We start from the raw sequence: 11,776 nt of genomic DNA, 5'->3' as shown, positions 1-11,776 counted from the left end.
GCCGCCATCGGCTCGACGCGGCGGGGTCAGCGGCGCCCGGGCGGCCCGTCGAGCATCCTCGTCGCCAGCCGCGCCCCGAGCCCGGTGCCGTGAGTGTAGAGACCCGGGAGGGCCCGCTTGGCCGCCCACGTCAGGCGTCCCTCGACCTGCGGCAGGACGTGCAGGCGTCCGCGGTCGTGGGCGTCGAGAGTCCGGCGCACCACCGTCTCCGGGGCCCGGCCGGTCGCGGCCATGATCCGGGTGGCCAGGGCCGAGGTCGCCGGGTCGATCCGGCCGGAGCCCAGGATGGACGTCCGCACGAACGTCGGGCACAGGACGCTGACCGTCACCCCGGACCCGGCCGTCTCCGCGGCGAGCGTCTCGGACAGCGCCAGGACGGCGGCCTTGCTGGTCGAGTAGGCGCCCATCCGGGGTGCCGCGGCGAACGCGGCGGCCGAGGCCACGTTGATCACCCCACCGCGCCCGGCGGCGCGCAGCAGCGGGACGAACACGTGGCAGCCGTGCACCACGCCCCAGAAGTTGACGTCGTGGGTGGCGTGCCAGTCGGCGAGGTCGTCGTCGGGGCCTCCGATCACCGGGCCGCCGGCGCCGATCCCGGCGTTGTTGACGACGAGGGTGGGCGGTCCGCCGAAGAACTCCCCGGCGGTCGCGGCCAGCGCGCGGACACGGTCGGGCTCGGTGACGTCGCAGGTCACCGCGAGCGCCTCACCGCCGTCGAGGTCCCGGACGAGGCGCACGGTCTCGGCGGCGCCCGCCTCGTCCCGGTCGGCACAGACGACCCGGCCGCCGCGACGGGCGAGCTCCCGCGCGAACGCCCGCCCCAGCCCGCTCCCCGCCCCGGTGACGACGGCGTCGGCGCGCAGACTGTGCGGGTGGGGGCGGCGGAACGGGCGCATGGGCTCAGCCTCGCGCGCCGGTCCGGGCCGTGCCCGGCCGGACTCCCGGCATCGAGTGACGCGCCACGACCGGAAACGGGCCCGAGCGGTCAATGCCGCGTCACTCGGCAACCGCACAGGGCGGGAAGGGACATGGTGCGTCACTCGGCGGCCGGGCCGTCGCCGGACGGGCCGCGACCGGGTGACGCGTGATCGCGCCGATTCGGGCCGGAGAGGGACGTGGCGCGTCACTCGCGACCCGGTACACGGCCACTCAGGCGCGGCTCGAGTCGTCCGCGCCGCTGCCGGCCTCGCTCTCGGCCTCGGACTTCGCCGGGCCGGTGACGTCGATGCCGCGCTCGGAGAGCCACGGCAGCGGGTTGATCTTCGAGCCGTCCGGCTCCCACACCTCGAAGTGCAGGTGCGGGCCGGTGGACTGGCCGCGGTTGCCGACCTCGGCGATCTCGTCGCCGGCCCGGACCTTCTGCCCGACCTCGACGAACGCGCGGTTGATGTGGCCGTAGACCGAGGAGGTGCCGTCGGTGTGCTTGAGCACGACCCACATGCCGAACCCGCTGGCCGGACCGGCCTTCTCCACCACGCCGTCGGTCAGCGCGTAGATCGGGGTGCCGATCGGTGCGGCCAGGTCGATGCCGTAGTGCGTGACGCCCCAGCGCCCGCCGAAGCCGGAGGTGAACTGGCCGCGGGTGGGCATGGCGTAGGTGGTGCCGTCGTAGACGACGGCCTGCGGTGCGCCGTGGGAGAGCGCGGCACCCGTCGTCTCCTCCTCCTCGGCGGCCTTCTCGCCGAGGCGGGCGGCCTTGGTCAGGTTCGCGACGTCGACCTTCGCGCCCGGGTCCAGCGAGGACACGGCGCCGGTCGAGCTGAGCTGCTCACCGCCGATCGCCGAGGTCACGGCGGGGGCGGTCGGGTCGCCGGTGCGCGTCTCGGACACCGGGAGCATCGCCGAGGCGGCGAGCTTGGCGTAGGACTCCTCGGCCGTCGGGGCGGTGGACATCCCGAACGCGCTGGCCGCGGTCTGTCCGGCGGCGACGAGGGCGCCGCCCGCGGCGGCGATCATGGTCGCGCGGGCACACAGCGGACGTGCCGGTGGCGCCGGGAGCCGGGTGCTCGTCGCGGTGACCGTCACGCCGGGGGACGTGTCGGGCCGGGACTCCGGTCGGGCGCCGCTGGGGGAGCGGTGGCGCGCCAAGACCTGCCCTTCTGGTGTTCAGGTCGTCCGGTCCGGGGCGGCGATCTCGGAGCTGGGGACTCCGTTGGGGAGTGGCGCCGTTCGGGGCTGGCGCCGATCGCTGTGACCGGTCCGTGACGTGGACCGTCAGAAGTTAACCCGTGCGCCGTAGCGGAGCAACGGCAGGGTCCACGGACGGGCGCGGACGGCACACGATCATCGGCGACCGGTCGAGTGAGAACGGTGAACCGTCGTTGCGCCGATCGGGCTGCGCGCATTCGGGTGCGCCCGCCGGAGGGATTCGTCGGCGGGCGAGGTTCAGGGGGCGGCGTTCAGGACGCGGGCGCGCCGCGTTCGGCGTGGTGCGGGTGGGACTGCCGCAGGTGTCCGCCCCGGATCCGGCGGTGCCGCATCCGTTCGTGCTCGGCGTCGCGGGCCCGCTCCCCGCGGGCGAGCTCGCTGGCGACCCAGTGCACGGTGCGCGGGTCGATCGGCAGCGACAGGTGCCCGACGTCGCGCAGCTCGAGCTCGTCGACGTCGAGGTCGGGGTGGCGCAGCCGGGCGTTGCCCTGCGGGACGATCATCTCGTCGAGCCGGCTCCAGACGACCAGGAAGCGGGTCGGGCAGTCCGGTGTGGGCTCGGCCAGCTCGGTGACGATCTCCGACCCGGGACGCAGCTGGCGGGCCAGCGGGGTGGGGAGCAGGTACGCGGCGCGGCTACCGGAGTGCGGGCTCCCCAGCGTGACCAGGGTGTCGACGACGGCGGAGCCGCCCATCCGCTGCACGTAGTAGCGGGCGATCATGCCGCCGAGCGAGTGCCCGACGATGTGCACCTTGTCCGAGCCGGTGAGCTCGCGCAGCCGTTCGACGTGCCCGCGCAGCTCGTGTGCGGCGCTGCGGAGGTCGCCGGTCAGGATGCTGTAGTTGATGGCGTGCACGACGCCGAACCCGCGCCGTCGGAGCGCGTTGCCGAACACCGAGAACACCGACCGGTTGTCCATGATCCCGTGCACCAGCAGGATCGGGGTCCCGGCCGCGGCCGGATCGGCGACGACGAGGCTGCGCTGCGCGGGCGGCAGGCTGTCGGTGCGGTAGACGTCGTGCTGGCGGATCGTCTCCTCGGCCAGGCCGATCGGGTAGAGCGCGATGTGCGTGGCCATCCAGGCCCACTCCAGGGCCATCCCGCGGATCCCCGCGGGGGAGGCGAAGGTGCGCACCGCGTAGTCCGCCGCCTGCCCGACCTCGCCGGCCACCGTCGTGACGCCGTCCGCGAGAGCGCGCAGGCGCCGCAACCCTGCGAGCGCCATCGCCATGGAGAAACGGTATGCGACAGATCACTTCTCGTGCCACTCCTGGCGCCGCGCGCCGCCCGGCCCCCCGGTCGGGTGATCGACGACGCCTGGTCGGCGGGGCGAGGTGACAGCGGTCACCGGCCCAGGTCAGGAACGGTGCGACGGTCGTGGCTAGGCTCCCCCCGGAGCAGCACGACCGACGTCCGCGAACGCACCCCGCCCGCGGCGGGCAGTCCTTCTTCCCGCCCGCGCCGGAGGGTGACGAGCGAATTCGCGGCGAGAGCGAAGTGGAGCGGGAGAGCCGAGTGGACCTCTACGAGTACCAGGCGAAGGACCTTTTCGCCGCGCACGGAGTCCCGGTGCTGCCGGGCCGGACGGTGGAGACCGCCGACGACGCGAAGGCAGCGGCCTCCGAGCTGGGCACCGCCGTCGTCGTCAAGGCGCAGGTGAAGACCGGTGGCCGGGGCAAGGCCGGTGGCGTCAAGCTGGCGCAGACCCCGGACGAGGCCAAGGAGAAGGCCGAGGCGATCCTCGGCCTCGACATCAAGGGCCACACCGTGCACCGGGTGCTGGTCACCGAGGCCAGCGACATCGCCGAGGAGTACTACTTCTCGTTCCTGCTGGACCGGTCGAACCGCACCTTCCTGGCCATGTGCTCGGCCGAGGGCGGCATGGAGATCGAGGAGCTGGCCGTCGAGCGTCCGGAGGCGCTGGCCCGGATCCCGATCGACGCGATCGCCGGTGTCGACAAGGCCAAGGCCGACGAGATCGTGGCCGCGGGCAAGATCCCGGCCGCCGTGGCCGACCAGGCCGCCGACGTCATCGTCAAGCTGTGGGACACCTTCGTCGCCGAGGACGCGACGCTGGTCGAGGTGAACCCGCTGGTCCGTGACCCCGAGGGCAAGGTCATCGCCCTCGACGGCAAGGTCACCCTCGACGAGAACGCGGAGTTCCGTCACTCCGAGCACAAGGGCCTCGTCGACGAGCGCACCGAGAACCCCCTCGAGGCCAAGGCGAAGGCCAAGGGCCTCAACTACGTCAAGCTCGACGACGGCCAGGTCGGGATCATCGGCAACGGTGCGGGCCTGGTCATGAGCACGCTCGACGTGGTCGCCTACGCCGGGGAGAAGCACGGCAACGTGAAGCCGGCGAACTTCCTCGACATCGGCGGCGGCGCCTCGGCCGACATCATGGCCGCGGGCCTCGACGTCATCCTGGGCGACGACGACGTCAAGAGCGTGTTCGTCAACGTCTTCGGCGGCATCACCTCCTGCGACGCGGTCGCCAACGGCATCGTCGAGGCGCTGAAGATCCTGGGCGACGGCGCGACGAAGCCGCTGGTCGTGCGCCTGGACGGGAACTCGGTCGAGGAGGGTCGCAAGATCCTCGCCGACGCGAACCACCCGCTCGTCACGGTGGTGGGCACGATGGACGACGCGGCCGACAAGGCCGCCGAGCTTGCGGCTGGAGCCTGAGAATGTCGATCTTCCTCAACGAGAACAGCAAGGTCATCGTCCAGGGCATCACCGGTGGCGAGGGCATGAAGCACGCCACCAAGATGATCGCCTCCGGGACGAACATCGTCGGCGGCGTGAACGCCCGCAAGGCCGGGACCAGCGTCAACGTCTCCGGCCAGGACGTCACGGTGTACGGCACGGTCGAGGAGGCGATGAAGGAGACCGGGGCGGACGTCTCGGTCCTGTTCGTCCCGCCGAAGTTCGCCAAGGACGCCGTGATCGAGGCCATCGACGCCCAGATCGGGCTCGCCGTCGTCATCACCGAGGGCATCCCGGTGCACGACTCCGCCTACTTCTGGGCCCACGCGTCGGCCAAGGGCAACAAGACCCGGATCATCGGGCCGAACTGCCCCGGCATCATCTCGCCCGGCAAGTCCAACGCGGGCATCATCCCGGCCAACATCGCGGGCCCGGGCAAGATCGGTCTGGTGTCGAAGTCCGGCACGCTGACCTACCAGATGATGTACGAGCTGCGTGAGATCGGGTTCTCCACCGCCATCGGCATCGGCGGTGACCCGGTCATCGGGACCACCCACATCGACGCCCTCGAGGCGTTCGAGGCGGACCCGGAGACCGAGGCCATCGTGATGATCGGTGAGATCGGTGGCGACGCCGAGGAGCGTGCCGCGGACTTCATCAAGGCCAACGTCACCAAGCCGGTCGCCGGCTACGTCGCGGGCTTCACCGCGCCGGAGGGCAAGACGATGGGCCACGCCGGCGCGATCGTGTCCGGCTCGGCCGGTACCGCGCAGGCGAAGAAGGAGGCCCTCGAGGCCGCCGGGGTCAAGGTCGGCAAGACGCCGTCGGAGACCGCCGCGCTGATGAAGGAGATCATCGGCTCGAAGTGAGCCCCCGCAGTACCTCACGCGCGGCCCCCGGGAACCCTCCCGGGGGCCGCGCGTCGTCATGGGGGCGCCCGTGGGCGCTCCCGGGAGGACGCGCTCGCCGCCGGTGCGGTGGAATGCCCCGGATGGGTTAGCGTGCCCGGACCGAACCGTATTGCCGACGCCGCGCCGGTCGCGGCCCGCGGGAGATGTCCGACATGACGACTGGCCCTTCATCGGAGACCTCGCCCTCCGGGGCGCGGGAGAGCGCGGGACGGGGCGGTGCCGTGTCCGCGGTGCCCCCGCTCGCACCCGGACCGGCCCGGATGGTGGTGTTGGTCGGGGCCGTGCTGGCCCTGCTCACCTACCTGTGCGGGTTCTTCGGTGCGGCGATCCTGTCGTTCCCGATCACCCTGATCGTCGCCGGTGGGGTGCTCGGCCTGCTGTCGCTGCTTCCCGGGGTCGGGCGGGTGCTGCCCGTCGCCGCGGCGATCTCGGTCACCGGGTTCCTCATGTCGCTGCTGGCCCGCACCAGTGCCTCGGAGATCGCGGACCCGGGCGCCGTCGGCTGGGTCGCGATCGCGTTCGGCCTGCTCAGCACGGCCGCGCTGGTCGGCGGGCTGCTGCTCGACGTCGGCCTGGTCTCGATGCCGGCCCCGAAGCCGAAGCCGGACCACCACGCCGGCCCGCAGGGAGGCTGGGGGCAGCCCGGGTACGGACCGGCGCCGGGGCAGCCCGGCTACGGCCAGCCCGGCTACGGCCAGCCCGGCGGCTACCCGCAGCAGCCCGGTTACGGGGAGGGCCACCCCGGCCAGGCCGGCGCGTTCGGCCAGGCCCCCGGCTACGCGCCGCAGGGCTACGGGCCCGGGTACGGCGGCTACGCGCCGCAGGGCTACGGCTACGGCGTCGCCCCCGGTCAGGGTGTCCCGGGGCAGGGCGTCCCCGGGCAGGGCTCCTACGGCGCGTCCCCGTACGGCGCCGTGCAGCCCGGGCAGCAGCCTTACCCGGGCTCCTACCCCGGTGCTACGGAGCAGGCAGGTCAGCAGGGGCACGGGGCGCTGTTCGCGGCGCCGCCGGGTTCCGGTGACGCCTCCGCCCACGGTGGCGCCCCGGCCGCCGCGCCGGGGCAGTCCGCCGCCCCCGGCCAGCAGGTGCCGGGCCAGCAGGCCTACGGGCAGGCGGCGCAGGGACAGCCGTCCGCCGGGCAGCCCGGATCGGCGGGATCGGCCGGGTCCTGGGCGAGCGGGGAGGCCACCAGTGCCGTCCCGTCCGCGGGGCAGGCGTCGTCGGAACAGCGTCCCGACACCCTCGTCGAGGGCGCCGACGACGAACGGACCCACTCCTTCCGCCCGGACGGCGACCCGAAGAACTCGGCGGGCTGAGCCGCTCCACACCGGATCCCCGTACGCGGGATCCGGGTGGGAGGGCCCGTCGCGCCGGGGATGTGACCACGGTCCTCCCCGGCGTGCCTGCCCGGTGTCCCGGCCCGGCGCTGCGACCCTGACCGGGTGAGCACCACGGCCCCGATCCCGACCGAGCGCAGCACGGGCGGCGCCGCGCGTGCCCGGCCGCAGCGTCGCCCCGGCCGCGGTGCCCGCGACCGCAAGGGCACGCCGGGCTCCGGACGGCAGCGCCGCGACGGCCTGGAGCGGCTGCGCGTCCTGCTCGCCGGGACGATGGGTGCGATCCTCGCCGGCTACACGATGATGGTCCCGCTCGCGGCGGTGCTGACCGCGTCCGGTGGTGAGGGCGTCTCCCCGGACGGGGCCCTCGCGACCGCCGTCCCGCTGTGGCTCGCCGCCCAGCAGATCCCCCTGGTGCTCGACGGCCGGCAGCTCGGCGTGCTGCCGCTGCTGCCCACGATCGCGGTGTTCACCGTCGTGACGATCGCGTCCGGGTGGTCGGTGCGCCGGCTCGGCGGGCGGGTCCGGCACGACGCGGGCGCCGTCGTCGCGTCGCAGGCCGGGGCGGCCGCGGTGGTCGCGGTGCTCGGAGGGGCGCTGCTTCCCCAGGACATGGCGGTGACCGCGCCGTGGGCGTCGATGGTCGGGGCCGGGCTGGTCGCCGGGTCCGCGGCCGGCGTCGGCGTGCTCCGGGCCTGCGGTCTGCCGGAGACCTGGCGGGAACGGCTGCAGGGCTGGCCCGCGGCCGGGCTGGCGGGCGCCCGTGCCGGGGCCGCCGGGCTCGTGCTGTCCGGGGCGCTGGTGCTGCTGGCCGGTCTGCTCGGGCACGCACCGGAGGTGGCGCGGTCGTTCGCGACGCTCGCCCCGGGTGCCGGGGCCGGTCTCGGGGTGGCGCTGCTCGCCGTCGCCTACCTGCCGAACGCGCTTCTCGGCGGCATGGCCTGGGCGCTCGGTCCCGGGGTCGACGTCGGTGCGGCGCGCAACGGGCCGTTCGGCGCCGTCGACGGGGCGATGCCGCCGTTCCCGCTGTTCGCGGCGTTCCCCACGGCTCCGGTGTCGGTCGGGGCGGTGCTGGTCCTGCTGCTCCCGCTCGGGGCCGGGGTGGCCGCCGGGGTCGTCTGCTCCCGGTCGCTCGGACCGGTCGCGGACCGGACCGACCGCCTGGCCGCGGCCGGTGTCGCCGCCGCGGTGACCGCCGCCGGTGCGGGGCTCGGTGCCGCGATCGCCGGGGGACGCCTGGCCGACGGCCCCTACGACCCGGTGACGCTCTCGGGCTGGCTGGTGTTCCTGGCCGCGCTGCTGCTGGTCGGCCTGCCCGCGGTGGCGGTCTGCATGGGGCTGGACCGCTCGGCCACCGGCGCCGGGCGCGCCCGCGGGGTGGCCGAGGCCCGTCGCACGGCGCGGGCGGACGCCGGACGTCCGGGATCACCGCGTGCGGGGACGGGACGCTCCGCTGCGGCCCGGGCGGCTGCGGCACGGGCGGCCGGACGGGCCGCCTCGGCGGAGCACTCCGACGAGCCCGTCGCCCGCCGCCCGGGGACGCGACGACCGGCCGGGGACGACGAGGGTCGCGACGGGGGAGAGGACGGCGGCGACGACCGTCGGGCGGGGAGCCGCACGCCGTCCGGACGGGGCACGGCCTCACGCGACGCGCGGGCCCGCACGGCCGATGGTCCGTCCCGCCGCTCGGGACCGGCGACCCCGGAGGCGGAGCACGACGAACCGCCTCGCACCGTCGCCGACCTGGTGGCGCGCCGGGAACGCGAGTCGGCCGCACCGCATCCCGACGAGGACTGACCTCCGCCCGCCGGGTGACGCACCATCGCGTCGTCCGGTGCGTTCGGGAGCGACCGTGCGTCGCTCGCGGGCCGATCGGTGCAGGTCGGACGGGCGGCGGGCGTGTGAGCCACGTCCCGGCCTACCCTGGTGGGGGTCCCACCGGGCCCACCGGTGCCCTCGGCCGCGCTCCCCACCGTGCGGCCGACCGCCGGTCCGAGGGGTGTCGGCGTCCCGTCCGCCGCCCCGCGATCTGCCTCGAGGAGCCGTGGTTGCCCGCACCGCACCGGCTCGTCGTCCTCGTGTCCGGGACGGGCACCCTGCTGCAGGCGCTGCTGGACGCCGCCTCCGAGCCCGGGTACCCGGCGGCCGTCGTCGCGGTCGGGGCGGACCGGCCCGGGACCGAGGGGGTCGAGCGCGCCCACCGCGCCGGTCTGCCGACGTTCGTCGAGCGGCTCGCCGGGCACCCGGACCGGGCCTCCTGGGACCGGGCGCTGCTCGACCGCGTGCGTTCCCACGCCCCGGACGTCGTCGTCGGGGCGGGGTTCATGAAGGTCGTCTCACCGGAGTTCCTCGACGGCATCGGATGCCCGATGCTGAACACGCACCCGTCGTTGCTCCCGGACTTCCCCGGCGCGCACGCCGTGCGCGACGCGCTGGCCGCGGGGGTGGCGGTGACCGGCGCGACGGTGCACCGGGTCGACGCCGGCCTGGACACCGGGCCGGTGCTGGGACGGACCGAGGTGCCCGTCCGGCCCGGCGACACCGAGACCACCCTGCACGAGCGGATCAAGACCGAGGAGCGGCGGCTGCTGGTGGAGGTGGTCCGGGGCATCGCCCGCGCGGACGCCGCCCCGGGCACGTCGCGACAACCACAGACCTGACCCGCAGGGGTCGCACGGACCTGCCCGGACCCCGGGCGGCGCGCCGGAGTAGGCACGAACCACGAGGTGAGTCATGAGTGAGCGCAGGCCGGTCCGCCGGGCCCTGATCAGCGTCTACGACAAGGCCGGTCTGCTGGACCTGGCCACCGGGCTGCACGCGGGCGGGGTGGAGATCGTGTCCACCGGCTCCACCGCGCAGCGGATCGCCGACGCCGGGGTGCCGGTCACCGCCGTCGAGGAGGTCACCGGGTTCCCCGAGTGCTTCGACGGCCGGGTCAAGACCCTGCACCCGCGGGTGCACGCCGGGCTGCTGGCCGACACCCGCAAGCCCGAGCACGTCGCCCAGCTCGAGCAGCTGGGCATCGCGCCGTTCGACCTGCTGGTGTCGAACCTCTACCCGTTCGCCGAGACCGTCGCGTCCGGGGCGAGCTCCGACGAGGCCGTCGAGCAGATCGACATCGGCGGGCCGGCGATGGTCCGGGCCTCGGCGAAGAACCACGAGAGCGTGGCCGTCGTCGTCGACCCGGCGCGGTACTCGTGGGTGCTCGAGCAGGTCGGCGCGGGCGGGTTCGTCCTGGACGACCGCCGCCGCCTGGCCACCGAGGCGTTCCGGCACACCGCCGCCTACGACGTCTCGGTCGCGTCCTGGATGGGCGAGACCCTCGCCCCGGCCGACGGCGGGGAGGCCGCCGACGCGGCCGGTCTGCCGTCCTGGTTCGGCGCCACCTGGACCCGCGAGCGCGCGCTGCGCTACGGCGAGAACCCGCACCAGGCCGCCGCGCTCTACCTGGGCGCCCGGTCCGAGGGCCTGGCCGGTGCCGAGCAGCTGCACGGCAAGGAGATGTCCTACAACAACTACGTCGACTCCGACGCCGCCTGGCGCGCCGCGCACGACCACGGTGACCAGCCGACGGTCGCGGTGATCAAGCACGCGAACCCGTGCGGGATCGCGGTCGGAGCGGACGTCGCGGAGGCCCACCGCAAGGCCCACGCCACCGACCCGACCAGCGCGTTCGGCGGCGTCATCGCCGTGAACCGCGAGGTCAGCGTCGAGATGGCGCAGCAGGTCGCGGAGATCTTCACCGAGGTCGTGATCGCCCCGTCCTACGCCGACGGCGCGCTGGAGGCGCTGCAGACCAAGAAGAACGTGCGCGTGCTGCGGATCCCCGGCGGCTACGTCCGCGGAGGCACCGAGCTGCGCCCGATCTCCGGCGGTCTGCTGGTCCAGCAGCGCGACCTGGTCGACGCCGACGGCGACGACCCCGCCGCCTGGAAGCTGGTCACCGGCAGCCCGGTGTCCGACGCGGTCCTGGCCGACCTCGCGTTCGCGTGGCGGGCCTGCCGCGCGGTGAAGTCGAACGCGATCCTGCTGGCCTCCGACGGTGCCGCCGTCGGGGTCGGGATGGGGCAGGTCAACCGGGTGGACGCGGCCAAGCTCGCGGTCGCCCGCGCCGGGGACCGGGCCCGCGGCTCGGTCGCCGCCTCGGACGCGTTCTTCCCCTTCGCCGACGGTCTGGAGGTGCTGCTCGACGGCGGCGTCGCGGCCGTCGTGCAGCCGGGCGGCTCGGTCCGTGACGAGCTGTCGATCGCGGCCGCGGAGAAGGCCGGCGTCCCGATGTACCTGACCGGGACCCGCCACTTCGCCCACTAGCCCACCCGCGCTCCTCCCCACCCGCCGGCGGCGCGCACCCCACCGGTCGGCGCGCGCCGCACCAGTCGTCGCGTACTCCACCCGTCCGCGCGCGGTCCGCGCACCGCGCGTCGGCGGCCCGGGTGCGCGTCGGCCGGTGGATCGGCCTCCGGGCCCGCATCCCGGCCGATGCGCGCCGTCCTTCGTCGCGCGCTCGCGGCCGCGGTCGCGTCACGAAGACGGGCGCGCGTCGTGACGTCGAGCGCGCGATGCTGTGCCTCTCGTCCACACCTGACGGCTCCGGTGTGCAGTGTCGACGTTTCTGTCGGGGGTCCCTGCCAGGGTGTTCCCATCCCCCGGACGGGGACTTGAGGGCGTTCGAG

The 11,776-nt window shown here is 74.9% G+C and carries 9 protein-coding genes; 6 read left to right on the top strand and 3 right to left on the bottom strand.

What is annotated here, in order from left to right; genetic code table 11:
• Window positions 1-26 precede the first annotated feature (26 nt).
• The 3 genes from EV383_RS25800 to EV383_RS25790 form a co-directional block, all read right to left on the bottom strand.
• Window positions 27-896, bottom strand: a complete 870-nt coding sequence (locus tag EV383_RS25800; RefSeq protein WP_130292321.1) for an SDR family NAD(P)-dependent oxidoreductase — start codon at window positions 894-896, stop codon at window positions 27-29.
• Between the two features lie 253 nt (window positions 897-1,149).
• Window positions 1,150-2,025 (bottom strand): M23 family metallopeptidase, encoded by an 876-nt coding sequence (locus EV383_RS25795; RefSeq protein WP_242623316.1) that lies wholly within the window; start codon window positions 2,023-2,025, stop codon window positions 1,150-1,152.
• 374 nt (window positions 2,026-2,399) lie between these two features.
• Window positions 2,400-3,380 (bottom strand): esterase/lipase family protein, encoded by a 981-nt coding sequence (locus EV383_RS25790; protein ID WP_130292320.1) that lies wholly within the window; start codon window positions 3,378-3,380, stop codon window positions 2,400-2,402.
• 266 nt (window positions 3,381-3,646) lie between these two features.
• Here EV383_RS25790 and sucC point away from each other — a divergent pair, with 266 nt between their 5' ends.
• From sucC to purH, 6 genes are all read left to right on the top strand, one after another.
• A complete protein-coding gene (sucC, locus tag EV383_RS25785) occupies window positions 3,647-4,834 on the top strand; it encodes an ADP-forming succinate--CoA ligase subunit beta (RefSeq protein WP_278044884.1) in 1,188 nt (395 codons plus the stop codon).
• 2 nt (window positions 4,835-4,836) lie between these two features.
• Complete coding sequence (gene sucD, locus EV383_RS25780; protein WP_130292318.1) at window positions 4,837-5,724, top strand: succinate--CoA ligase subunit alpha; 888 nt, start codon at window positions 4,837-4,839, stop codon at window positions 5,722-5,724.
• Window positions 5,725-5,996: 272 nt separating this feature from the next.
• The gene (locus EV383_RS25775; protein WP_130292317.1) at window positions 5,997-7,082 is read left to right on the top strand and encodes a DUF5336 domain-containing protein; all 1,086 of its coding nucleotides are present in this window, start codon (window positions 5,997-5,999) and stop codon (window positions 7,080-7,082) included.
• A gap of 126 nt (window positions 7,083-7,208) precedes the next feature.
• Complete coding sequence (locus tag EV383_RS25770; protein ID WP_130292316.1) at window positions 7,209-8,900, top strand: cell division protein PerM; 1,692 nt, start codon at window positions 7,209-7,211, stop codon at window positions 8,898-8,900.
• 251 nt (window positions 8,901-9,151) lie between these two features.
• The gene (purN, locus tag EV383_RS25765; RefSeq protein ID WP_207223663.1) at window positions 9,152-9,763 is read left to right on the top strand and encodes a phosphoribosylglycinamide formyltransferase; all 612 of its coding nucleotides are present in this window, start codon (window positions 9,152-9,154) and stop codon (window positions 9,761-9,763) included.
• Window positions 9,764-9,836: 73 nt separating this feature from the next.
• A complete protein-coding gene (gene purH, locus EV383_RS25760; protein ID WP_130292315.1) occupies window positions 9,837-11,414 on the top strand; it encodes a bifunctional phosphoribosylaminoimidazolecarboxamide formyltransferase/IMP cyclohydrolase in 1,578 nt (525 codons plus the stop codon).
• The last annotated feature ends 362 nt before the right edge of the window (window positions 11,415-11,776 follow it).

Source organism: Pseudonocardia sediminis (genome assembly GCF_004217185.1).
Lineage (GTDB): Bacteria > Actinomycetota > Actinomycetes > Mycobacteriales > Pseudonocardiaceae > Pseudonocardia > Pseudonocardia sediminis.
The sequence above is the reverse complement of the archived record's forward strand: the minus strand, read 5'-3'. Positions and strand labels throughout refer to the sequence as shown.

Coding starts and splice junctions, on each gene's coding strand:
- EV383_RS25800 (WP_130292321.1), bottom strand. CDS start 896: ATGCGCCCGTTCCGCCGCCCCCACCCGCACAGTCTGCGCGCCGACGCC.
- EV383_RS25790 (WP_130292320.1), bottom strand. CDS start 3,380: ATGGCGATGGCGCTCGCAGGGTTGCGGCGCCTGCGCGCTCTCGCGGAC.
- sucD (WP_130292318.1), top strand. CDS start 4,837: ATGTCGATCTTCCTCAACGAGAACAGCAAGGTCATCGTCCAGGGCATC.
- purH (WP_130292315.1), top strand. CDS start 9,837: ATGAGTGAGCGCAGGCCGGTCCGCCGGGCCCTGATCAGCGTCTACGAC.